This is a genomic window from Pseudarthrobacter sp. GA104 (genome assembly GCF_009741265.1).
GTDB lineage: Bacteria > Actinomycetota > Actinomycetes > Actinomycetales > Micrococcaceae > Arthrobacter.
Genome location: NZ_WOWL01000001.1, coordinates 3,678,238 through 3,701,765, shown reverse-complemented (window position 1 = coordinate 3,701,765; position 23,528 = coordinate 3,678,238). Strand labels below are relative to the sequence as shown.

18 protein-coding genes and 2 tRNA genes are annotated in these 23,528 nt (G+C 65.7%); 7 read left to right on the top strand and 13 right to left on the bottom strand.

The window, feature by feature from the left end; all coding sequences use genetic code 11:
- The 5 genes from GK109_RS16945 to GK109_RS16925 all read right to left on the bottom strand — a co-directional run bounded on the left by GK109_RS16945 (nucleotide 1) and on the right by GK109_RS16925 (nucleotide 6,350).
- Nucleotides 1-1,092 carry an ABC transporter permease gene (locus GK109_RS16945; protein WP_157241750.1) on the bottom strand — a complete coding sequence of 364 codons (1,092 nt, stop codon included), beginning with the start codon at nucleotides 1,090-1,092 and terminating at the stop codon, nucleotides 1-3.
- A 140-nt stretch (nucleotides 1,093-1,232) separates the two neighbouring features.
- Nucleotides 1,233-2,864, bottom strand: coding sequence for an ABC transporter substrate-binding protein (locus GK109_RS16940; protein ID WP_157241749.1), 1,632 nt, complete (start codon nucleotides 2,862-2,864; stop codon nucleotides 1,233-1,235).
- Nucleotides 2,865-3,101: 237 nt separating this feature from the next.
- Nucleotides 3,102-4,241: a tRNA 2-thiouridine(34) synthase MnmA gene (mnmA, locus tag GK109_RS16935; RefSeq protein WP_157241748.1), complete on the bottom strand. Its 1,140-nt coding sequence runs from the start codon at nucleotides 4,239-4,241 to the stop codon at nucleotides 3,102-3,104.
- Between the two features lie 133 nt (nucleotides 4,242-4,374).
- Nucleotides 4,375-5,604, bottom strand: coding sequence for a cysteine desulfurase family protein (locus GK109_RS16930; protein ID WP_370460658.1), 1,230 nt, complete (start codon nucleotides 5,602-5,604; stop codon nucleotides 4,375-4,377).
- Between the two features lie 53 nt (nucleotides 5,605-5,657).
- Nucleotides 5,658-6,350 (bottom strand): hypothetical protein, encoded by a 693-nt coding sequence (locus tag GK109_RS16925; protein WP_157241747.1) that lies wholly within the window; start codon nucleotides 6,348-6,350, stop codon nucleotides 5,658-5,660.
- 227 nt (nucleotides 6,351-6,577) lie between these two features.
- Between GK109_RS16925 and GK109_RS16920 the strand changes: the two genes are divergently transcribed.
- From GK109_RS16920 to GK109_RS16905, 4 genes are all read left to right on the top strand, one after another.
- Nucleotides 6,578-7,528 (top strand): J domain-containing protein, encoded by a 951-nt coding sequence (locus tag GK109_RS16920; protein WP_157241746.1) that lies wholly within the window; start codon nucleotides 6,578-6,580, stop codon nucleotides 7,526-7,528.
- Nucleotides 7,529-7,570: 42 nt separating this feature from the next.
- The gene (locus GK109_RS16915) at nucleotides 7,571-8,038 is read left to right on the top strand and encodes a tRNA (cytidine(34)-2'-O)-methyltransferase (RefSeq protein WP_321213955.1); all 468 of its coding nucleotides are present in this window, start codon (nucleotides 7,571-7,573) and stop codon (nucleotides 8,036-8,038) included.
- Between the two features lie 213 nt (nucleotides 8,039-8,251).
- On the top strand, nucleotides 8,252-8,875 hold the full coding sequence (gene sigK / locus GK109_RS16910) for an ECF RNA polymerase sigma factor SigK (protein ID WP_157241745.1): 624 nt from the start codon (nucleotides 8,252-8,254) through the stop codon (nucleotides 8,873-8,875).
- A 1-nt stretch (nucleotide 8,876) separates the two neighbouring features.
- Nucleotides 8,877-9,755 carry an anti-sigma factor domain-containing protein gene (locus GK109_RS16905; RefSeq protein WP_370460657.1) on the top strand — a complete coding sequence of 293 codons (879 nt, stop codon included), beginning with the start codon at nucleotides 8,877-8,879 and terminating at the stop codon, nucleotides 9,753-9,755.
- Nucleotides 9,756-9,855: 100 nt separating this feature from the next.
- Here GK109_RS16905 and GK109_RS16900 read toward each other — a convergent pair whose 3' ends face one another.
- The 4 genes from GK109_RS16900 to GK109_RS16885 all read right to left on the bottom strand — a co-directional run bounded on the left by GK109_RS16900 (nucleotide 9,856) and on the right by GK109_RS16885 (nucleotide 14,225).
- Nucleotides 9,856-10,635 (bottom strand): PIG-L deacetylase family protein, encoded by a 780-nt coding sequence (locus GK109_RS16900; RefSeq protein ID WP_157241744.1) that lies wholly within the window; start codon nucleotides 10,633-10,635, stop codon nucleotides 9,856-9,858.
- Nucleotides 10,636-10,639: 4 nt separating this feature from the next.
- Nucleotides 10,640-11,593 (bottom strand): electron transfer flavoprotein subunit alpha/FixB family protein, encoded by a 954-nt coding sequence (locus tag GK109_RS16895; protein ID WP_157241743.1) that lies wholly within the window; start codon nucleotides 11,591-11,593, stop codon nucleotides 10,640-10,642.
- A gap of 14 nt (nucleotides 11,594-11,607) precedes the next feature.
- Nucleotides 11,608-12,399 (bottom strand): electron transfer flavoprotein subunit beta/FixA family protein, encoded by a 792-nt coding sequence (locus GK109_RS16890; protein WP_104998470.1) that lies wholly within the window; start codon nucleotides 12,397-12,399, stop codon nucleotides 11,608-11,610.
- Between the two features lie 275 nt (nucleotides 12,400-12,674).
- Nucleotides 12,675-14,225: a trypsin-like peptidase domain-containing protein gene (locus GK109_RS16885; RefSeq protein ID WP_157241742.1), complete on the bottom strand. Its 1,551-nt coding sequence runs from the start codon at nucleotides 14,223-14,225 to the stop codon at nucleotides 12,675-12,677.
- A 283-nt stretch (nucleotides 14,226-14,508) separates the two neighbouring features.
- On the opposite strand from GK109_RS16885, the gene GK109_RS16880 reads away from it, so the two are divergent.
- The 3 genes from GK109_RS16880 to GK109_RS16870 all read left to right on the top strand — a co-directional run bounded on the left by GK109_RS16880 (nucleotide 14,509) and on the right by GK109_RS16870 (nucleotide 18,988).
- The gene (locus GK109_RS16880; protein WP_197432485.1) at nucleotides 14,509-16,548 is read left to right on the top strand and encodes a TPM domain-containing protein; all 2,040 of its coding nucleotides are present in this window, start codon (nucleotides 14,509-14,511) and stop codon (nucleotides 16,546-16,548) included.
- 106 nt (nucleotides 16,549-16,654) lie between these two features.
- Nucleotides 16,655-17,446, top strand: coding sequence for a PspA/IM30 family protein (locus GK109_RS16875; protein WP_157241740.1), 792 nt, complete (start codon nucleotides 16,655-16,657; stop codon nucleotides 17,444-17,446).
- A 108-nt stretch (nucleotides 17,447-17,554) separates the two neighbouring features.
- Nucleotides 17,555-18,988, top strand: coding sequence for a deoxyribodipyrimidine photo-lyase (locus GK109_RS16870; RefSeq protein ID WP_157241739.1), 1,434 nt, complete (start codon nucleotides 17,555-17,557; stop codon nucleotides 18,986-18,988).
- Between the two features lie 19 nt (nucleotides 18,989-19,007).
- Here GK109_RS16870 and GK109_RS16865 read toward each other — a convergent pair whose 3' ends face one another.
- The 4 genes from GK109_RS16865 to GK109_RS16850 all read right to left on the bottom strand — a co-directional run bounded on the left by GK109_RS16865 (nucleotide 19,008) and on the right by GK109_RS16850 (nucleotide 23,471).
- Nucleotides 19,008-19,940, bottom strand: a complete 933-nt coding sequence (locus GK109_RS16865; protein ID WP_157241738.1) for a cytochrome b/b6 domain-containing protein — start codon at nucleotides 19,938-19,940, stop codon at nucleotides 19,008-19,010.
- A 141-nt stretch (nucleotides 19,941-20,081) separates the two neighbouring features.
- Nucleotides 20,082-20,155 (bottom strand) — tRNA-Met (locus GK109_RS16860).
- A gap of 102 nt (nucleotides 20,156-20,257) precedes the next feature.
- A tRNA-Met gene (locus GK109_RS16855) sits at nucleotides 20,258-20,331 on the bottom strand.
- A gap of 167 nt (nucleotides 20,332-20,498) precedes the next feature.
- On the bottom strand, nucleotides 20,499-23,471 hold the full coding sequence (locus tag GK109_RS16850) for a UPF0182 family protein (protein ID WP_197432587.1): 2,973 nt from the start codon (nucleotides 23,469-23,471) through the stop codon (nucleotides 20,499-20,501).
- Between the last annotated feature and the right edge of the window lie 57 nt (nucleotides 23,472-23,528).

The window sequence follows — 23,528 nt, the reverse complement described above, 5'->3', positions numbered from 1 at the left end:
TCAGTACCTCACGCGGGGGTCGATCAGCGCGGCGATGATGTCCACGATGAAGTTGGTCATGGCCACGATGATGGCGAGCAGCACCACGATTCCCTGCACCGCGACGAAGTCGCGCGCCGTGAGGTAGTTGGCCAGCTGGAACCCCAGGCCTTTCCATTCGAACGTCTTTTCGGTCAGTACCGCGCCGCCAAGCATGACCGCTATCTGCAGGCCCATCACCGTGATGATGGGGATGAGCGCGGGCTTGTAGGCGTGCTTGGTGACCAGTCGGTATTCGCTGACGCCCCTGGACCGCCCCGCTTCTATGTAGTCCCGGCCCAGGGTGCCGATCACGTTGGTCCGGACGAGGCGGAGGAAAATCCCTGCCGTCAGCAGTCCCAGCGCCACCGCAGGCAGGACCGCGTGCGCCAGGACGTCTCCGAGTGCGGCCATGTTGCCGCTCCGCAGGGCATCGAGCCAATAGATCCCGGTGGGGGCCTGGAGGGAGGTCAGGGCGAGTTCGCTGGAGGTCTTGGCCCGCCCGGCCACCGGCAGCCATCCGAGCCAGACAGAGAAGGTCAGCTTCAGGAGCATGCCGGCGAAGAAGACGGGGGTGGCGTAGCAAAGAATGGCAAAGACCCGCAGGACGGCGTCCGGCGCCTTGTCCCGGCGGTGGGCCGCCACCATGCCCAGGGGAATGCCCACCAGGAGGGCGACGAGCAGCGCGTTGATGCTCAGCTCCAGGGTGGCTGAGCCGTAGGTTGTCAGCATTTCGACGACGGCCCGGTTGTCGGTGAGCGTCCGGCCGAAGTTGCCGGTGGCCAGCTGGCCGAGGTACTCGAAGTACTGGACCAGGATGGGCCGGTCGTAGCCTGCAGCCTGGATCCGCGCCTGTAGCTGGTCCTCGGGCAGGCGTCCGCCCATGGCCGCGGTGATGGGGTCTCCCGTGATCCGCATCAGGAAGAAGACCATGGTCACCAGGATGAATATTGTGGGGAAAATCAGCAGGAAACGGATCAGGATGTACTGTCCCAATCCCCCGCCGGAGGATTTCTTGGCCGCCGGAAGCAGGCCGTCCGCGTCTGTTGGCGGCGCGTCGATCAATGTAGTCATGGTGCCTCAGGTTGTTATTTGCGGTGCCCGCGGTGGGCGTTCACCGCTTCCCGACCAGCAGACGGGGCGGGACACGCGCACCTGTGCAGGCGCACCGCGTCCCGCCCCGTCTTAGGTCAGAGCCGGATTGTTCAGTGGACCTACTTGGACATCACGCCAAGACGGGTCTTGAAGGACGCGTCCAGGGTCTTCTCGACTCCCTTGACATCCGTTCCGGCCACCATTACCTGGGCGCCCTGCAGCAGCGGGAGCGTGGAGAGGTCCTTCGCAATGGCTTCCTGGGCCTGGCCCAGGAGATCGCTGCGTTCCGCCTTGTCCGTGGTGACGAGCTGTTTCTTCACGATTTCCGTGACGGCGGGGTTCTCGTAGTGGTTGCCGAGGAAGTTGCCCGGAATAAAGAACGGGGTCAGGTAGTTGTCCGCGTCCGAGTAGTCCGGGAACCAGCCCAGCTGGTACACCGGGTACGCGTCCGCGCGGCGCTCCTTGGTGTAGGTGGTCCATTCCGTGGACTTCAGGTCAACGGCGAAGAGACCTGACTTCTCAAGCTGCTCCTTGACCAGGGCGTACTCGTCGGCAGCTGACGTACCGTAGCGGTCCGTGTACTGCAGCTTCAGGTCAACCACGGAGGTGACGCCGGCGTCGGCCAGGACCTTCTTGGCCTTGTCCACGCTTGGCTTGCCGTTTCCGTCGCCGTACAGGCTCTTCAGCGGCTCCGCTGCTCCTTCGAATTCCTTGGGGACGTAGGAATAGACCGGAGTGTAGGTGTTCTTGAAGACCTGGGAGGCGATGACATCGCGGTCAACGAGGTGTGCTATCGCCTGGCGCACGGCCAGCGACTTCGCGGGATCGGCTTCGGGCGTCTTCGCGCCGAACGGCATGGTGTCGAAGTTGAAGACCATGTAGCGCAGTTCCCCGCCCGGGCCCTTGTGGACCTTGACCTTGGAATCCTTCTCGAGGTCGGCGACGTCCGTGGCCGTGAGGATGCGGCCGGCAACGTCAATGTTGCCCTGCTGCACGTCGAGCTTCAGGTTGTTCGGGTCGGCATAGTGCTTGAGGGTTGCGCCGTCGTTGGCCGCCTTGCCAAGCAGGCCCTGGTAGTCCGGATTGGGTTTGAAGCTGACCAGTTCGTTCTTCTTGTAGCTTTCAATCGTGTACTGGCCGGCGAAGGGCTTTGCGGCGACGATGGCGTCGTCGTCCATGACCTTGTCCGCCGGGAAGACCTGCTCGTCCACGATCGGCCCGGGGTTGGAGGCGAGGACGCCAGGGAACACCTGGTCATTTCCGGCCGCAAGGGTGAACACGACGGTGTTGGGGTCCGTCGCTTCGATCTTTTCCATGTTCGAAAGCAGTGAGGCCGGGCCGTTGGGATCGTCAATGGCCTTGACCCGCTTGAAGGAGAACACGACGTCCGAGGAGTCCAGCGTGTTGCCGTTGGCGAACTTCAGGCCGGGCTTCAGCTTCACCGTGTACTCGGTGGGGCTGGTGAAGGAGGCGGACTCGGCGATGTCCGGCGCGGCGTCTGCAGTGCCGGGCTTGTAGTTGAGCAGGAACGGGTAGATCTGGTTCATCACCATGAAGGATCCGCCGTCATAGGATCCGGCGGGGTCGAGGGTGACCACCTTGTCCGTGGTGCCGTAGGTGATGGCACCGCCTCCTGCCTCGCCGGTTGAGGTTCCGCCGCCGCCTGAGGGGCCCGTGCAGGCTGTCAGTGCGATTGCGGAGATGCCTGCCAGCGCGATTGCGCCATGCAGTGCTTTGTTGCTCTTCGTCATCTGTGAACTTTCTGTTCGATGAGTGCGCGCCCGCCGACCGCTGACGGGTACATGTGCTCAGGCGGGAAGCGCGCGGTGCTGATGCCTAGATTCAATCAGAGAGTCAACCCTCAGACGGGACGATTTTGTGAGTTGAGACACAAAATTTACCTGAATGAGCCCCGGTCCTCCCGCCAGGGCGCGCACAACAAAGAACACCGCCCCGGCGGAACCGGGGCGGTGCTCGAAAATAAGGGTCTAGAGCGCGGCGCGCTGAAGCGAGCGGGCAGCGTCGATCGTTGCCTGGCCCAGCACGCGGCTGCCCTGGTAAAGGACTATCGTCTGCCCGGGGGCCACTCCACGCAGCGGAGTGGCGAGCCGGACGACGAGCTGGCCTCCGCCCGCTTCCGTATCCCGGCCGGCCGGCTCCATGCGTGCAGTGGCAGGAACGGGATCGCCGTGGGCACGGACCTGCGCGTGGCATTCGAAGTCCCCGCCCGTCCCTACTTCAGCGATGGGCATTCCGGCCCAGGAGACTTTGATGCCGCGGATCTCGTCAATCGCCAGCAGCGCCTCGGGGCCCACCACAACCTTGTTCTCCTTGGGCCGGATCTCAAGGACAAACCGCGGCTTGCCGTCGGCGGCGGGGGTGCCCAGCTTCAGTCCGCGGCGCTGGCCCACGGTGAAGGCGTTGGCGCCAGGATGTTCGCCCACCTTGGTGCCCGTTTCATCCACGATGTCACCGGTGGACATATCGATCTTTTCCGCCAGCCATCCGGCGGTGTCACCGTCGGGGATGAAGCAGATGTCGTGGCTGTCCGGCTTGTTAGCTACAGACAAGCCGCGCCGCTCCGCCTCTGCACGCACTTCAGCCTTGGACGGCGTATCGGCGAGCGGGAACATGGAGTGCTTGAGCTGCTCGTGGGTCAGGACGCCCAGGACGTAGCTCTGATCCTTGGCCCAGTCAGCTGCGCGGTGGAGTTCGCGGTTACCGTCAGCGTCCTCGATCACCTTGGCATAGTGTCCCGTGCACACGGCGTCGAAGCCCAGCGCGATGGCCTTCTCCAGCAGTGCCGCGAACTTGATCCGTTCGTTGCAGCGCATGCAGGGGTTGGGCGTGCGGCCGGCGGCGTATTCATCGATGAAGTCCTGGACGACGTCTTCCTTGAACCGCTCGGAGAAATCCCAGACGTAGTACGGAATGCCCAGCACATCGCAGGCGCGCCATGCATCGCGGGAGTCTTCAATGGTGCAGCAGCCCCGGCTTCCGGTGCGCAACGTTCCGGGCATGCGGGACAGCGCCAGGTGGACGCCGACGACGTCGTGCCCTGCCTCGACGGCGCGGGCGGCGGCAACGGCGGAGTCGACTCCGCCGCTCATGGCTGCTAGAACTCGCATGTTTGCTTTCTGTTGGGGTACTTCCGGGGCCGAACTGCCGGAGGCCGGCTTAAAAGGCGGGCAGTCACCCGGAAACGATCTTCGCCTATCTATTCTACGGCGGTGTCAATTCGACGGGCGCGGCAAGCTCCCGTCATTCCTGGGCCGGCACCCGGCGGGCCAGGGTTCCTGCGGTTTGGATACTGGACTCGTGTCCTGCCATGCCCGCCTGCCGCGCCCGTGCATAGGCTCCCGGAAGCGCGGCCAGCAGCGCATCGACGTCGGCCTCCACGGATGCGTGGCCCAGGGTGAACCGCTGCGCTCCGCGCGCCGTCTCCTCGTCCAGGCCCATGGCCAGCAGGACGTGCGAAGGCCTCGGCACCCCTGCCGTGCAGGCAGAACCCGTGGATGACTCCACCCCTGCCAGGTCCAGGAGGAACAGCAGGGAGTCCCCTTCGCAGCCGGGGAAGGTGAAGTGCGCGTTCCCGGGGAGCCGGCCGTTCCCTGGGGCACCCCGCAGGACGGCTTCCGGAACCTGTGCATGGACGCCGTCAATCAGCCGGTCGCGGAGGGCCGCGATCCGCGCCGACTCCTGGCCCAGGGTGGCCGCAACCATTTCCGCAGCCGCGGCGAAGGCTGCGATGGAGGCGGTGTCCAGCGTGCCTGAGCGGACGTCACGTTCCTGGCCGCCGCCGTGCTGGACGGGCGTCAGTTTCACCGCCCGCCCTAGCAGGAGGGCCCCCACCCCCACCGGTCCGCCGATTTTGTGCCCGGAGATTGACATGGCGTCCAAGCCGGAGGCCTTGAAGTCCACGGGAAGCGAACCGAATGCCTGTACCGCGTCGGAGTGCACGGGCACCCCTGCGGCGTGGGCCAGTTCCACGATCCGGCTGACGGGCTGGATGGTGCCCACCTCGTTGTTCGCCCACATGACCGTTGCCAGGGCAATGGTGTCCGGGTCACGGGAAAGTTCCTTTTCAAGGGCGGTCAGTTCCACGACCCCCTCGCTGTCCACGGGAAGCCATGCCACCTCGGCGCCTTCGTGCCGCTCCAGCCACTCCACGGTGTCCAGGACGGCATGGTGCTCGACGGCGGAACACAGGATGCGGCGACGGGCAGGGTTTTCTGCCACCCGTGACCAGTAGAGGCCCTTGACGGCCAGGTTGTCAGACTCCGTGCCCCCCGAGGTGAAGATGACTTCCGAGGGGTGGGCCCCCGCTGCAGCCGCAATGGCCTCCCGCGCGTCTTCCACCGCGCGGCGGGCGCGTCGGCCGGAGCCGTGCAGGGAGGAGGGATTCCCGGTGCGCGCGAGCTCACGCGTCAAGGCAGCCAGCGCCTCAGGTGAGAGGGGCGTGGTTGCGGCATGGTCCAGGTAAACGGGCACCTCCCAATTCTACTGTCCATGCCTTGAGGCAGGAGCGGCTGCGCCTGGGGCTGCTAGCCGGCCGGCGGGACCAGAGGCAGGAAACGCACGACGTCGAACCTGGCCGACGCGAGCGAGGCGGCGTCCGGGCAGGAGATGGAGACATAGACCGACGAACCGGCCGTGCCGAAAAGCCTGGCCAGCACAGCCGTTGCCCTGCCGCCCGGCTGCGGTGCCGGCTCCAGGGCCAGCACCTCCACCGCGCGCCCTGGCCCTTCCGGGGATGCGCCCCACTGCAGGGTCTCCGTTTTCAGGTAGCCGGGCAGGATGGACGGATCAAGGTATTCGAAGAGGGCAATGGTCGATTCCCGGTCATCAGCCCTGGCAAGGGCGTTCTGGTTGGTGCGGGCTTTGGCGGCAACCAGGCATCCGTCGGCCTTGGTGTACCGGCTTTCGCCCGCGACGTTGCGGCTCCCGGCCTTCCAGCCCGGAGCTTCCTTGAGTCCATCCGAGATTCCAACCGGCACCCCCGGGGCCAGGGTGCCGCCGGCAGCAAAGGGCAGGTCCCGGCCGGCTACTGCCTCAGCGTCGTGGCCCGGCGTTATGGTGGGCGTAGCCACTGCGGGCGTGCTGGCCGCAGGTTCCGGAGCCGCCGGGTCCCGTACCTCAACGCTGCAGCCGCCCATGAGCAGGGCCGCCATTGCGGCTGCCAGTATCGGCACGGGCCGCCGCCCGGCCCAGCCAGCCGTTCCCGCCGTCGCCGGCATTTCCATTCCTACCCCAATGCATCCCGCCGCGGCCGGACGGCCGCGCATGCACGAGTCTAGAGGTATCCGGGCCCGGGCCAACGCCCTGGTCCCCGCCCCGCAACGCCAGCCCCTGCCGGCTGCAGGGAACCCGGCGGGGCCGGAACGTCGTTGTTCAGGCAGGGCCATTAAACTGTGCAGACCGGGCTACCTGCGAAGACTGGCCGAATCAACCAAAGGATGGGTGCTTGACCGAGAGCAGCGGCTCGTATTACCAGGTGCTTCGCGTGCCGGTGACAGCCACGGAGAAGGAAATCAAGGTGGCCTACCGCCGGGCTGCCCGCACGGCCCACCCCGATCACGGGGGAGATGCCGCAGCATTCCGGCGGGTGACAAAGGCCTATGAAACCCTCATCGACCCCATTCGCAGGAAAGCCTACGACCGCTCCTACGCCGCCGGCACTGTCCGCGGTGACGAGGCCGGGAGGGAGCCGCACTTCGACGCCCCGGCGGCAGGCAGCCGCGCTTCTGCCACCGTGCACCGGCCAGGCAACGCCCGCAACACCGCCGGAGATCCCCCGGTCTACGTCCCGGCGTACGACAGCGTTCCTGCCGGCGACGTTCCCCTTATCCCGCTGGAACTCGCCAGCCAGCAGGTCCACGGCATGCCCCGGAAGCGTGGAATATTCGGCGCCGAGGCACGCATCCAGCGGGAAATGCGCACCGTCCAGCTCCTCACCCGACAGGTCCTGCCGGCAATTCCGGCCGCCAGGCTCATTAATGGCCTCCAGTCCCCCGCGGACAACAGCCACATCGACCATGCTGTGCTGTCCGGGTACCGGCTGGCGCTGATCGGCTCCATGCTGTTGCCCAAGGGAGCCTATGCCTGGGACGGCCGGACCTTGAACCACGGCGGCCGTGCCATCCCCCCGCCGCAGCTCGCACACGTGGTGCGTGCCATGCAGGACATCTTCCCGGAACTGAATGTCACAGGCTGGACCGTCGTGCTCAGTCCGGGCGGCAACCTCCATGAGCCGGTGATCGACAACCACCGCCGGTCGGCAGGCGGGTTGGAAGCCGTACAGGTGGTCAATGCCGCGGGGATGGTGCGTGGCCTCAAGGAGTTCCTTGCCGCCGGGCCGGCCCCCAATACGGTGAACGTTCCGGTGCTGGCCAGGCTGCTGCGCGGCATGCACTGACCCTGGACGCCCTGCGCCTGCAACGGTCGCTAGGATGGAACCGTGTTCCGCATCCTTTTCCATGCCCCCGAAATCCCCGGCAATACCGGCAACGCCATCCGGCTGGCAGCCATCACCGGGGCCGAACTGCACCTCGTGGAACCGCTCGGCTTCGACTTTTCGGATGCGAAACTCCGACGGGCCGGCCTCGACTACCACGACCTCGCCGTCGTCACTGTGCACCCGAGCATCGAGGACGCCTGGCAGCACCTGAAGCCGGAACGGGTGTACGCCTTTACGTCGGACGGAGCCGCCAGCTACACGGACATCTCCTACCAGCCGGGTGACGTCCTGATGTTCGGACGGGAATCCGTGGGCCTGCCGGCGGAACTGAAGGCAGATCCCCATGTCACCTCCACCGTCCGGTTGCCCATGCTGCCGGCACTGCGCTCCCTGAACCTGGCCAACGCCGCCTCCATCGCCGTGTACGAAGCGTGGCGCCAACAGGGCTTCGCCGGCGCCAGGATCTGACCCGCTCCGTTCCAGGCACACAACGGGCGGGCCGTATCATTTTTCCCAGCCAACCCATCCGCCCCTGCTGCGGCGTCGAATCACTCCCGACAACATTCCATCGTGTTCAAGGAGCTGCAGGTGACATTGCTGGAGTCACGTTCCAGGACCGCCCGCAGCAGCCGGGGCGGCACTGCTGAGGATTCACGGTCCGGACACTTATGCTTGGTAGTAATGGAAACCCCCAATGCCCCGCATTCCGAGGCCCCGCATTCCGAGGCCCATGCCGCGGTAACTGACCCTCCGGCCGATCTCAGCCACCGGCTTTCAGTCCTGCTGGAAGGCATAGGCCGGGGCGACCAGGCCGCCTTCGCCGAGTTCTACCGACTCACGTCGCGCCGGGTTTTCGGTATGGCCCGCCGCGTGCTGATCGACCCCGAACTCAGCGAAGACACCACGCAGGAGGTCTTCCTCCAGGTGTGGCAGAACGCGGCGAAGTTCGATCCCAAGGCCGGGAGCCCGCTCTCCTGGCTAATGACCATTTCGCACCGCCGCGCTGTGGACAGAGTCCGGTCCTCGCAATCCTCCACTGACCGCGAGGCCAAATACGGCGCCAGCACCCAGGACATCGACCACGACACAGTGTCGGACCAGGTCGGGAGCAGACTGGAAGCCGAGGCCGTGGTCCGTTGCCTGGGAACGCTGACCGAAACGCAGCAGGAGTCGGTGCGGCTGGCCTACTACGGCGGCCTCACGTACCGGGAAGTTGCCGAACGCCTGAACGCAGCAGTACCGACCATAAAATCCCGGATCCGTGACGGATTAATCCGGCTGAAGACCTGTCTGGAGGTGAGTTGAGATGAGTGACATGAACCATGGCCGCGACGGCCGTCCAGGTTCGTTTGGTGACACCGTAGCCATGGACCTGGCTTCCGGCCGGGTCGTAGAGCTGGCGGAGCTGTATGCCCTGGACGCGGTGACCGACGAAGAACGCCGGGCGATCGAGCAGTACATCTCGGCTGCCCCGGAATCGGAACGTACCCTCTTTTTCGACCGGGTACGCCAGGCAAGGGAAACTCTGGCCAGGACTTTCCGGGTCGAGGAAGAGCCGCCGGCCGACCTTTTCGACCGCATCGTCGCACAGCTTCCTGCACAGGACAACCACCCGGAAGCGGACGGCCCGGCCCCCGCAGCGGGGCCTGCCGCCGCGCCCGCCGGGCCGTCGGCAACAGGGCAGCCGGTTGCCGGGGACGAGCTCGCCAAGGCGCGGCAGCGCCGGGAGGAACGGCGACGGCCTTCCGGCACCCGCCGCTGGCTGGCCGGAGTGGCCGCCGCGGCCGCCATCGCCCTCGGCGGCGTGGGAGTGGGTTCATACCTGGCGGACCTGAACGATCCCATCAACCAGGTGGTGCGGGCAGGGGACCTGCGGGAGGCCTCGGTGGATGTGGCCGGCGGCGGCACCGCCACCCTGCTCATTTCGTCCTCCGAGGATGCCGCCGTTGTCAAGATGAACGGCGTTCCTGCGCCGCCCGCCGGCAAGGTGTACCAGATGTGGCTGATCCCCAAGGATGGTTCGGCACCCGTATCCCAGGGCCTGATGGACGAGGAAGCCCTTTCCAAGCCGGCTGTGGTGGAAGGGATCTCCTCCGCAGCGGCGCTGGGAATCACCGTGGAGCCGGCGGGCGGGTCCCGGTCGCCCACGTTGCCCACGGTGGCTGCCGCACCCTTGGGCGCCTAAGGGGAACGCTCCCGCACCAGCTGAAAGCGCCCCGTTCCACCTTCCGGAAGGACATGGAACGGGGCGCTTTCGCCTGTGGTCTTCCCACCGGGGAAATGTGTCAGAAGCCCGCGATGGTTCCCGGACCGTTGACCGCAACCACATGGAATGCCTCGGCGCTTCGCCCCTCCGGCAGGCCGGCGCGTGCGGCATTCAGCTTCATGCCCCGCCGGACGGTTGCCTCCATCGCCTCCACGTCGGGATGCTGGCTGACGTGGACATGGATTGCCCGAAGCTTGGACTCCACGTGCTCCGTGACGTCCACAAAATGGTTCTCCCGTTCTTCCGGCCCGGCATAGAGCCACAGCCACGGCAGTTTGTAGGCCCCCAGGCCGGCTTCCGCCAGTTCAGGGTAGGCGAACGGATTCTCCACTGCCGGGTAGACAGCACGCGTCACGGCCTCGCCTACGGCCAGATGGTCGGGATGGCTCTTCTGGATGCGCTTCCAGTTCCGTTCCGGGTGCATGGAAAGCACGACGTCGGGACGGATTTCCCGAATCAGTTTCACCACGCCCTTCATCACCTCGTGCGACGGCTCAAGGTAGCCGTCACGCTGGTGGAGGTAGTGGATGTCAGTGACCCCCACCAGTTCGGCGGCCCGGCGCTGTTCAGCGTCGCGCAGGGCGATGATGTCCGCCCGGTGGGCGGGGTCGAAGCCGCCGGCGTCGCCGTCGGTCATGATGCAGTAGCTGACATGGACTCCGGCCGCCGTCCAGCCGGCGATGGTGCCCGCAGCACCGAAGTCGATGTCGTCGGGATGTGCCGCAAAACAGAGCACCCGCCCAATCCGGTGGATGTCCGGGTTGAACGGGCCCTGTTCCTGTGCAGGAGAGGAAGTCAAGGAGTCAGCCTTTTCGCTTCTTGATCTCGGCTGTGGCCTGCGGGAGGACGTCGAAGAGGTCGCCCACGATGCCGAAGTCCGCGATCTCGAAAACCGGTGATTCAGCGTCCTTATTGACGGCTACGATCACTTTCGCCGTCTGCATGCCGGCCTTCTGCTGGATGGCACCGGAGATTCCCGCCGAGATGTAGAGCTGCGGGGACACCGTCTTGCCGGTCTGCCCCACCTGCGCGTCATGGCTGATCCAGCCGGCGTCGGTGGCGGCACGGGAGGCACCCACGGCTGCGCCCAGCGCGTCGGCAAGTTCCTCAACCGGACCAAAGTCGCCATCAAGGCCGCGGCCGCCGGCGACGACGATGCGGGCGTCGGTCAGGTCCGGGCGCCCGCTGGCTACTTTCTGCTCCCGGGCGGTGATCCGCGCGGCCGCGGCGGTGCTGCCGGCGGGAACGTCCACCGTGGCCGTCTCCGGTGAGCTTGGCGCCGCAGCCGGCTCCGGGGTGACGTTGTTGGCCTTCACGGTCAGCACGCTGACCGCGGTGGAGGCCTTGCAGGCGGTGTTGTAGGAGCCCGCGAGGACTGACTTGTGCGCGGTGCCGTCAGCGTCCACGGCTACCACGTCGGTGATGACGCCGGCGTTCAGGCGGATGCCCGCCCGCGCGGCGATCTCCTTGCCCTCAGGCGAATTGTCGAGCAGGACGATGCCGGCCCCGGCCTGTTCAGCCGCAGCTGCCAGGTAGGCAGCCTTCGGGGCAACAAGGAAGTCATCGAGGTCCCCTGCCGAGGGGAACAGCACCGTGCTGACGCCGTACTCGGCAAAGGTGGCCGCAACGTCGTCGTGCAGCGTCCCGTTCAGCGCAACTGCCGTCTCGCCGAGTGAGCGGCCCAAAGTGAGCAGTTCAAGGTTGCTCTTCTTGAGCGCAGCCCCGGGGTTGTCAATGAATACAAGTACTTTTGCCATGTCTGTGGTCCCTCTTAGAGCAGCTTCTGGGCGGCCAGGAAGTCAACGAGCTTGATGCCGGCATCGCCTTCGTCGGTGATGATGGTCCCGGCGGTCCGGGGCGGACGTTCCTCCGCACTGAGCACGCGGGTCCAGGAACCGGCGTGCCCCACCTGCGCCGGGTCCACACCGATGTCAGCGAGGGAGAGCGTGGTGATGCTCTTGCGCTTGGCTGCGATGATGCCCTTGAAGTTGGGGTAGCGCGGCTCGTTGATCTGGTCCGTCACGGAGACGACGGCCGGGAGCGGTGCTTCCACCGTCTCGGACGACGTGTCAGCGTCGCGGCGCGCGGTGAGGCGTCCGCCGTCGACCTCCAACGTGGAGGCGAAGGTGACCTGCGGGAGGCCGAGCCGTTCGGCCAGCTGGGCGGGAACGAGGGAGGTTTCACCGTCGGTTGACGCCATGCCGGTGATGACCAGGTCCACGCTGCCCAGGTGCCGGACTGCTGCTGCCAGCGCCAGGGACGTGGCGGCGGCGTCCGAACCGGCCAGTGCGTCATCCGTGAGGTGCACGCCCTCGGTCGCCCCGATCTGCAGCGCCTTCTTGATGGCGTTGACGGCGCCCGAAGGGCCCATGCTCAGCGCGATGACCTGGTTGCCTGCCTTGGCTCCCCCGCGGGCTTCGGCCAGCTGCAGGGCTGCCTCGAGTGCGTATTCGTCAAGCTCGGACAGGATGCTCTCGTCGCGGTCAGTCGTGTAGTCCTCCCCATTGAGGTGGCGGTCAAACTGCGCGTCCGGTACATGCTTGACCAGGACGATGATCTTCAATGTATCTTCCACTGTATTTACAGCAGCCTTCCATGCTTGTGGACAGCCAGCCGGGTGAGGTCATGGCCGCGGAATGCCCCGGCATACGGGTAGCTCCTAGCTAACCATATAGGCGCGCCCCGGCGCCCTCTTCCGTTAACGCCTGTGTCAGTGGGCTGGACATGCGCGCCGCTGCCCCCGCTGCCCGCCCATCGTTTAATGTCCGACGGCGGCGCCCCCAAGGTGGGGACGCCGCCGTCGGGCATTGCTGACTACGCCTTGGCGGGCCGCCGCTGCTAGCCGGCAGCGGTGCCGAGGGTGACGTCGAAGGTCTGTTCCGCGCCGTTGCGCAGGACGGTGATCTTCACGGTGGCACCGGCACGCTGTTCGCGGACAGCCGCGGTCAGCTGGTTGGGTTCACCGATGGCGAGGTCGTTGAACTTCGTGATGACGTCGCCCACCTTGATCCCGGCCTTGGCCGCAGCCGAGTTGGCTTCCACCGTGGCCACGTCCGCGCCGACCGAGAACTCGGACGAGGTGCTGGATGCCGCCTTCTTCCGAACGCTGACGCCCAGCTGGCCATGGGAAGCCTTGCCGGTGTCAATGATTTCCTGGGCGACGCGCTTGGCGTGGTTGATGGGGATGCTGAAGCCGACGCCGATGTTGCCGCTGGTGGACGATGCGTTTGAGCCCGCTGATGCGATGGCCACGTTGACGCCGATGATTTCGCCGCTGCTGTTCACCAGGGCACCGCCCGAGTTGCCGGGGTTGATGGCGGCGTCTGTCTGGATGACGTTGATGGAAATTTCGCCCTGGTTGGCCGGCTGCTGGCTTTCGCCGCCGCCGGGAGGTGCGAACTGGAAGCCGCCGCCATCGTCCTCGGCCTTGTCGCCTTCCGGTGCGGCGGCGGAGGCCACGCTGATGGTCCTGTTGAGGGTGGAGACGATTCCGTCGGTCACGGTGCCTGTCAGGCCCAGGGGCGAACCGATGGCAATGGCGGTGTCACCCACGTTCAGCTTTCCGGAGTCGCCCAAGGTCGCCGGGGTGAGGCCGGAGGCGTTGTCCACCTTGATGACCGCGAGGTCGGACAGCGGGTCGGTGCCCACGAGTTTGGCGCCGAGGACACGACCGTCACTGGTACGCACTTCGAGCGCGGCGTTGGCCGTTTGGCCGTCCAGGGTGACCACGTGGGTGTTGGTGAGGATATGCCCCTGGTCGTTGAGGACGATGCCGGAGCCGGTGCCGCCGGCGCTGCCGGTGGACGCGCTGATGGTCACCACGCTGGGCGACGCCTTAACGGCAGCAGCCGTGATGGCATTCACGTTGTCCTTGTTGTTGACGATGACCGTGCCCGGCTGGCTGTTGCCGGTCACCGTCGAGCCGGGAGCGGTGTTAACCAGTCCCGCGGAACCGACCGTGGCCACTCCGCCTCCCACCAGCCCGGCAGCGAGGATGCTGGCCACCAGCGTACCGACGCCGAACGAGGCCTTCCGCCGCGGCGCGTCCTTGGGGTTGGGGGCAAGGCCCACGGCTCCGTACTGGCCGCCTTGGCCGTAGAAGCCATGGCCGGGCTGCGGTGCCTGCTGTTGGCCGGGGGCCGGCTCCTGCGAAGTGTTCTGTCCGTAGAACGGCTGCCGCTGGGGATAGACCGGACGCGGAGCGCCGGGGATCTCCTGCGTGGGGTTGTCCCCGTGCCGGTCCAGCCCCTCGGTGGGGTACTCCCGAGGGCCGGGTTTACCGGTTCCGGCAGCATTGCCCTCCGGCTGGCCGGGGTGCTGCTGCTCCCAGGGATCCCGGTCCGGGCCGTCGTTCCTCGGGCCCTGCCCGGGCGTCTGGTTCTCAGTCATGGGACTTCCTTTCATCCTCGTCTGCATTAACTATGGACTCCCCGGCTGGAACAATCTCTTATGTTTGCTGAGAGCTTGCTGAAGACTTTCCAGCCCCGGCGGCGGTGGTTCCGGCGTTTCGCTGGTGGCATAGTCGGGCCGATGGACTGGCTCTGGGGTGCACCATAGAATCAAGATGAATTGCCACAGCGACCTGCGGCTTCACACCAAGCGTGGGGGCGCTGTGCATTCTCAGACGACCGGTTCGTCCCGAACTGGCGTCAGGCGTGCTGAAGGGTTGCACATGCGGTCAAAGTTCAAACGTATCCTCGCCGTGATCGGCCTAACCGCTTTCCTGGCGATGCCCGCCGGCGCGGCCTGGGCCGAACCACCGGTCACTTTGGATCCCGCAACGAAAATTGTGGATCCGTCGGGAGTCCTGGGTTCGAAAAAGGGTGAGGTCCAGGACGCCATCAAGAAGCTTGGTGCGGACCACGCCACCGTGCTGCACGTCGTCATCGTCAAGAAGTTTGAGAACCCCGCCGATCGTGAAGCCTGGTCAGATGCGGTGGCCGAAAAGGCCAACCTCGGATCCAATGCGCTGATTTTCGCGGTCGCCACCGATACCAGGCAGTACGTCCTCAACAAGGGTGGCAGCAAGATCACCACCGCCCAGATCGAGAACATCAAGAGCAAGGCAATCGGCCCGCAGCTCGCGAACGACAACTACGCGCAGGCGGCGATCAACGCCGCAGCGGCCATTGGTGATGCAGCCGGGGGCGGCAGTGGCAATGTCCCCGGTGATGGTGCCGGAGCGGCTGTCCTGGTGGGAACCGGAATTGTTGCTGCCGGTGGTGCCGGCGCCTACCTTTATTTCCGGAACAAGCGAAAGAAGGCCGCAGGACAGGCGGCGGGCGCGGGACACGGCGGACAGGAAGCTCCGGCGGATCCTCTGGCCTCGCTGAGCATCGAGGAACTGCGCCGCAAGAGCGGCTCCCTGCTGATCGAGGCGGACGACGCCATCAAGTCCAGCGAGCAGGAGCTTGGCTTCGCCCAGGCGCAGTACGGAGATTCCGCCGTCGGGAACTTCACCAAGGCGCTGGCCGAAGCCAAAGCCCACCTGAGCGAATCCTTCAAGCTGCAGCAGCAGCTGGACGACCATATTCCTGACACCGAGGAACAGCAGCGGACCTGGCTTGTCGAAATCATCCGCCGGTCCGAAGCCGCCCTGACCTCGCTGCAGGAGCAGAAAGCGGACTTCGATTCCCTGCGCGAACTCGAGAAGAACGCTCCGCAGGCCCTGGCCACGGTCAACGCCGGGGCGCGGGAAGCAGACGCGAAGATCAACACGGCCGAGCAGTCACTCACTGCGCTGCGCTCAAAGTATGCCGAGAGCGCCCTCACCCAGGTCTCGGACAACATTCTGCAGGCCAAGGAGCGCCTGGCGTTCGTTCAGAATGCAACCGCCACCGCGCAGCAGAAGCTGGGTGAGGGCGAGGACAGCCTGGCCGCGGTAGCTGTCCGGGCAGCCGAGGAGAGCCTGCACCAGACGAACGTCCTCCTCGATGCCATCGCCAAGGTTTCATCCAACCTCGACGAGGCCAGGAGCAGCCTCGAGAGTGCCGTTGTGGACACCTCGCAGGACCTCGCCCAGGCAAGGGCCATGGTCCAGTCCGGGGCACACCCGGAACTGGCCGGACCGGTGGCCGGCGTCGAAAGCGCCCTCGCGCAGGTCAAGGCGGAAATCCAGGGCGGCAAGATTGACCCGATCGCCACATTGCAGCGGGTGGAAACTGCCCACCAGTCGCTGGACCAGGCCCTCAGCGGCATCAGGGACCAGCAGGAGCAGGCGCGCCGGGCCCAGGCCTCCCTCCAGCAGACCATCATGTCCGCCCAGGCGCAGATCAGCGCAACGTCGGACTACATCACCGCTCGCCGCGGCGGTGTGGGCACTGAGGCACGCACCCGGCTTGCCGAGTCGCAGCGGAACCTCGATTACGCCCTGTCCATCTCGCGCACCGATCCGGTCACGGCCCTCACCTACGCCCAGCAGGCCCACGCGCTGGCGGCGCAGGCCGCCCAGCTGGCGCAGGCGGATGTGGACCACTTCGGCGGCTACGCCAACCAGGGCTACGGCCGCGGCGGGATGTTCGGCGGTGGCGGCGGCGGGGGCCTGGGGGGCGCCATCCTAGGTGGCATCCTGATCAACTCCATCCTCCATGGAGGCGGCGGCGCAGGCTGGGGCGGCGGCCACAGCGACGGCGGCGGCTGGGGCGGCGGCGATTTCGGCGGCGGAGACATGGGCGGCTGGGGCGGCGACTCCGGCGGCGGCGGGGACTTCTAGACGCCCGGCTGGCCCAAAGGCTGTGCAGTCCGGCCCACGGGCACGCACCACATAATTGTTCACTGGATTCAGTGGTCACCACAGAGCAGGACGAAAGGGTAACACCATGGTTAAGCAGTCCATTTTCGGCCGCATCGCGCAGCTGGCAAAGGCTAACGTCAACTCGTTGCTGGACAACGCTGAGGATCCGCAGAGGATGCTGGACCAGATGGTCCGGGACTACACCAACAACATCGCAGAAGCAGAGTCTGCCGTTGCCCAGACCATCGGCAACCTCCGGATGCTCGAGGACGACTACAACGAGGATGTCAAGAACGCCCGCGACTGGGGCAACAAGGCACTCGCGGCCTCGCGCAAGGCTGATGAATTCCGCGCCAGCGGCGACGTGGTGGACGCCGAGAAGTTCGACAACCTCGCCAAGGTAGCCCTGCAGCGGCAGATGGCCGCCGAAAATGAGGCCAAGGGCGCGGAGCCGAGCATTGCTTCCCAGCGCGAAGTGGTGGAGAAGCTGAAGACCGGCCTGGACCAGATGAAGGGCAAGCTCAACCAGCTGACCAGCAAGCGCAACGAACTGGTGGCCCGGTCCAAGACCGCTGCAGCGCAGTCCCAGGTCCACGACGCCATCAAGAGCATCGACATCATGGACCCCACCAGCGAGGTTGGCCGGTTCGAAGAGAAGATCCGCCGCGAGGAAGCCAAGGTCCGCGGCCACGAGGAGCTCGCAGCTTCCAGCCTGGACGCCCAGTTCAACCAGCTTGAAGACCTCGGAGAGCAGGTGGAGATCGAAGCGCGCCTGGCCGCCCTGAAGTCGGGCAATTCAACCAAGCCGGCCCTCGGCACTTCAGGTTCCGCGGCCTCGGCATCCACCGTCGAGGAAGCTGACTTCGACAAACTCTGAACGGAGGCGGGACATGCCGCCACTTCCGTCGTGAAGAAGTAGGGCCGGGGCCACGGATTGGCCCCGGCCCTTCCTGTCCCTGTCCCTGTCCCTGTGTAGCGTGGTGCTATGGACTCCTCCGGTGTGACCTCGATCGTCTGGCTTCGCGACGACCTTCGGCTGGACGACAATCCGGCCCTGGTGGAAGCGGCTGCGCTGGGCCTGCCCCTGACGGTCGTCTTCATCCTCGACGAGGAGTCCGAGGGCGTCCGGCCACTCGGCGGGGCCACCCGGTGGTGGTTGCATCACTCCCTCACCTCCCTGGCGGCGGCGCTCGAGGCCACCGGCTCCCGACTGGTCCTCCGCCGCGGCCCCGCGCTGGAGGTAATCCGGCAACTCGCCGCCGAGACCAACGCAGGCCACCTGTTCTGGAACCGCCGCTACAGCCTGCCGGAACGCACACTTGACGCCGCCGTCAAGGCGTGGTGCGGAGAAAACGGTATTGAAGCCTCCAGCTACCAGGCGAACCTCCTGTTTGAACCATGGACGGTCCGCACCGGTGCCGGCGGCCCCTACAAAGTGTTCACACCGTTCTGGCGGGCCTGCCTCGCGAACGGTGATGTGCGCGGCCCCCTCGACGCTCCGCTGAAGTTGCCGGCGCCGCCCAAGGGAACAGGTGGCATGCCGGCCGGGGACGAGCTTGAGGGCTGGCAGCTCCTGCCCTCCTCCCCCGACTGGAGCGGCGGGCTGGCCGAAACCTGGGAGCCTGGGGAAGAAGGTGCCCACCGGCGGCTGGAGGATTTCCTGGACGGTCCTGCACGGGACTACGGCACCGGCCGCAATGTGCCGGGGGTGGAAGGAACAAGCCGCCTGTCTCCGCACCTGCGCTTCGGCGAAGTCAGTCCTTTCAGGATCTGGCGGGAAATCCGCAGCAGCTTTCCGCGGGAGGTGCCGGCCGACGTCGGGATCTTCCGTTCCGAGCTCGGCTGGCGCGAGTTCTGCTGGCACCTCCTGTACACCAACCCGGAACTGGCCACCCGTAACTACCGGGCGGAGTTTGACCGCTTTGAGTGGCAGTCCCTGGGCAGCGAGGAACTGAAGGCCTGGCAGCAGGGCCGCACCGGATATCCGTTCGTTGATGCCGGGATGCGGCAGCTCTGGGAGACAGGCTGGATGCACAACAGGGTGAGGATGGCGGCAGCGTCCTTCCTGGTCAAGAACCTCCTGGCGGATTGGCGGACCGGGGAGGCCTGGTTCTGGGACACCCTGGTGGACGCCGACGCCGCGAGCAACCCCGCCAACTGGCAGTGGGTGGCAGGCTCAGGAGCGGACGCGTCCCCGTACTACCGGATCTTCAACCCGGTGACCCAGAGCAAGAAGTTCGACGCCGCCGGGAACTACCTGCGCCGCTACATCCCTGAGCTGGCAGGACTGGACGGAAAAGGCATCCACGAGCCGTGGAAGGCCGGCGGTGACCTGCGGGGGTATCCCGCTCCCCTGGTGGACCTCCCGGAGTCCCGGGAACGGGCACTCGAGGCCTACCAGCGGCTTAAGGACGGCTGAAATCCCAGGCGGTCCTGGGTCAGCGGCTGACCTTGCCCATCAGGGAGGCGACGGGCCGCAGGAAGAGCGGGCGGGCCAGGAACCAGGCCGCCACCATGACCACCACCGAAGCGAGGAAGACCCAGAAACCGAACCACCCGTCGTTGTCCTGCACACCGTACATGTGGTTGAGGTTGCGGAGGGCTCCCGTGGCGAGCACCAGGAACACGTGCACCACGATGAACGCCACGAAGTAGATCATCACGGGGAAGTGCACAGCCCGTGCCCATTCAATGGGGAAGGCCTTGTTGAGGCCTGCCGCCTTTTTGGGCCAGGCACCGGACATGCGGAGGCCGGTGATGAAGGCCAGCGGAGCCGCGATGAAGACGGTCACGAAGTACGTCAGCAGCTGAAGCGCGTTGTAGTTGATCCAGCCGTTCTCCGTGGGCCAGTCCAGCGAGGCATACTGCAGGGCGGCCGACAGCGCGTTGGGGAAGACGTCCCAGCTCGTGGGAACAATCCGCATCCACTGCCCGGTGGCGAAGAGCAGTACAGCGAACACCAGGCCGTTGAGGATCCACAGGGCATCGAGTGTCAGGTGGAACCACAGCTCAAGCGTGATTTTGGCGGGCGGGTTCTTGGTCTTGATCAGGCCCTTGTTGTTCCGCGTCCAGTGGCCGCTGGGACGGGTGGTGGTGCGCACCTGCCACCCGGTCCGGATGATCAGGAGCAGGAAGAAGGCGTTGAGGAAGTGCTGCCAGGCAAGCCAGGCAGGAAAGCCCACGGGAGCAGCGGCCGGAAGCCCGGAATGTCCCGGATAGTCGGCAACGAAGGAAGCCACGGCAGGAAGGCCCATCAGCCACCTGGCGATCAACACCACGAGGACCAGCCCTCCCAGGGCGGCAGGTACCCCCCAGTAGAGTCGCGACCGCTTACCCGCCGCGGTACCGGGCTTCTTCGTGGGTGTGGACATCGAACAACATTCCTCTCGAGAATGACTGGCCAAGTGCTCACGACGTGTGAGGCTCTGCGAAAGAGAATACTAGGAACTACTCGTATCCAAGGAAAAAGAAGACCCCGGCCGGCTGATATGCCGGTCGGGGTCTTCTCATAGTTGCGGGGACAGGATTTGAACCTGTGACCTCTGGGTTATGAGCCCAGCGAGCTACCGAACTGCTCCACCCCGCGTCGCTGAAACAACACTACCCTATTTTCCCGGCCCCCATTTCCACCTGCCGGGGAAACAAAAAAGTCCGGACACTGTTTCCAGTGTCCGGACTTCCCCATCAGTTGCGGGGACAGGATTTGAACCTGTGACCTCTGGGTTATGAGCCCAGCGAGCTACCGAACTGCTCCACCCCGCGTCGCAAGATCTACTTTACCGGCACGTGAACTCCAGGCCAAATCGGAGCGGCGTGATGTCCGTCTCGCCAAAACGGACGCGGTACCTGCTCCCCGAAGGAGCAGGTACCGCGTCCCGCCGTCGTACGTAATCAGCTACCGGGCGGTATCAGTCAGGTACCAGTCACAATCACTTGCTCGGCGAGGGCGAAGGCGTAGCCGTGGACGCCGGAGCGGGAGATGCCTCGGGTGCCGCCACGGGGATCTTGGCCTCCGCCTCGACGGCCCTCTTGAGGGCAGCGGCGATCCGGTTCTGCGCCTCACCGTACGCCGCGAAGTCGCCGGCAGCGAGTGCCGCCTGCCCTGCCTGCATGGCCGCGTTGGCTTCGTCCAGCGCCGCCTTCAGGTCCGCCTTGGCATCCGCACCAGCGGGGCTGGCAGGGGCGCCGGGACCGGCGGGCGCCTGGCCGTTGTTGTCCGAGTCGCCGGCAGCAGCTCCGGAGTCTCCACCGAACAGCTGCTTCAGCGCCTCATCCAGGGTGGGCGCAAAGCCCACCTTGTCGCCGAACGCCACCAGGACGCGCTGCAGCGTCGGGTAGGACGTCTCGCCGGTGGACTTGAGGTAGACAGGCTGCACATACAGGATGCCGCCGCCCACCGGAAGGGTGAGGAGGTTGCCGTTAAGGACTTCCGACGCGCCCTGGCGCAGCAGGTTCAGCGCCTGCGACACCGTGGGGTCCGAGTTGAACTTGTTCTGCGCCTGGCCCGGACCGGGGACCTGGATCTCCGGCGGAATCTGGAGCAGCCGCAGCTTGCCGTAGCTCTCCGCCTTAACCCCTGCCTGGTTGCCGGCATCCGAGTCAGCAGCAAGGAAGCCGTAGAGCACGTTGCGGGCGTTTCCATTGACAATCTGCGGGATGAACGACGACGTCAGCTGGAAGGCGGGCTTGTCCTGGTCCGGCATCTGCAGCGACATATAGAACGGCGGCTGCTTGACGCCGCTGGTGGAATCAACCGTGGGATCCGCCGGAACGCTCCAGACATCCTTGGTCTGGTAGAAGGTGGACGGGTTGGTCACGTGGTACTCGCCCAGGAGCTGGCGCTGGACCTTGAACAGGTCCTCCGGGTACCGGACGTGGCTCATGACATCGCCGGACATTTCCGAGTACGGCTTCAGCGTCGAGGGGAACACCTTCTGCCAGGACTTCAGCAGCGGGTCCTGGTCGTCCCATGCGTAGAGCGTGACCGAACCGTCGTACGCATCCACCGTTGCCTTGACGGAGTTCCGGATGTAGTTGACCGTGCTGTTGGGCAGGGCAACCGCCCGGCCGGACGTGGTCTGGGTGTCAGCGGTGGCATCCGAGAGCTGTTCCTGCTGGGAGTACGGGTAGTACTGGCTGGTGGTGTAGCCGTCCACGATCCACTTGACCCGGCCGTCCACCACTGCAGGGTAGGCATTGCCGTCTACGGTCAGATAGGGGGCTACCTTTTCCACGCGCTCCCGGGGGTTGCGGTCGTACAGGATCTGGGACTCCTGGTTGACGCCGTCCGAGAGCAGCAGGTCCGAGGACTGGAACTTGATGGAGTACAGCACGCGGTTGAAGAACGTCCCCACGTTGGGTCCGCCGTTGCCTTGGAAGGTGTACTGGGTCTCGCCCTCGCCTTCCCGGCCGGACGGCCTGTCCTGCTCGCGAGCACGAGCACCTTCCGGCGCGCCAACAATTGAGTAGTCCGGCGAGGACTCGCCAAAGTAGATCCGCGGTTCATAGGTGGAGTCGTCGCCGAGGACACCGGTTGACGGGATGCCCGACTGCAGGAACTCCGGCTTGCCGTCCACGGTGAACTTGTTGCCCTTGGCTGCCACCACGCCGTAGCCGTGTGTATACACGACGTGCTGGTTGAGCCAGCCCTGCTGGTTGGTTGCGACGTTGGCAGGGTTCAGTTCACGGACCGCGATCACGGTGTCCTGGATCTTGCCGTCCACCTCGTAGCGGTCAACGTTGAGGGCTTCGGGGAACTGGTAGTACGGCCGGTACTGTTCCAGCTGCGAGAACGCGTCCGAGATCAGGTTCGGGTCCAGCAGCCTGATGTTCGCGGTGGTCTGGGCATCAGGCGCGAGGGCTCCGGTGCTGGCCGTGTTGGTGGCGTTGTACCGGTCCACCTGGATCTTGTCCAGGCCATACGCAGCCCGAGTGTTGTCGATGTTGCGCTGGATGTATTCCTTTTCCAGCGTCTCTTCCGAAGGACGGACCTGGAACTGCTGGATCACCCACGGGTAGACGCCCCCGGCGAGGATGGACGTGATGACCAGCATCGCGGTCCCAATGACGGGCAGTCGCCATTTGCCGATCACCGCGGCGACGACGAACAGGATGGCAACGAGGACCGCAGCCACAGCGAGGATGGCCTTGGTGGGGATGACGGCGTTGACGTCCGTGTAGAGGGCGCCGGCCCAGCGGCCGCTGTTGCTTTGCACTGTCGTAAAGCGGTCAAGCCAGAAGTTGATGCCCAGGAGCACCAGGAAGGAGGCGCCGGTGACAGCGATGTGGATCTGCGCCGCCCGGCTGGTGAAGACGCCGCGTTCCATCAGCCGGATGCTGCCGTAGAGGTAGTGGGTAAGGATTCCTGCGATGCCGGCAATGACCACCACGCTGATCAGGAATCCGGTCACGAAGCCGAAGAACGGAAGCGTCATCAGGTAGAAGCTGATGTCCATGTTGAATTCAGGATCCGCTTGCCCGAAGGGCTCCTGGTTGAAGAACAGGAGGACTTTCTGCCACTGGCTGGCGGCTGCGCTGCCGGCGAAGAGGCCGAACAGGACGGGCAGTCCCACCATGACTACCCGGCGGACGGGTTCCAGCTGCGCCTGGTAGCGGTTGAGGTTGTCCCGGATCTCGGAGTCGGGCGCGTAAACCGGCCTGGCGTGGTAGGCGATCCGGATCGCGAAGAAGACCGCCAGGAACATAACCGCGAAACCGGCCGCGAAGATGCCGATCCGGGCTAGGTTCTCTGTCACGAACACTTCAATGAAGCCGAGCTGGCGGTACCAGAGGACGTCGGTCCAGACGTTGGCGAAGAAGATGAAGCCCACTACCACCAGGGCAACAACGATCAGGGTGGGCGTCAGCGCCCCGCGTCGTGAAGGGGGCCTGCCTGTGGACATGGTGCTGGCGGGACGGGACAAACTGGGTACCTCATAGCTGGTCGTCAGATTATTCGA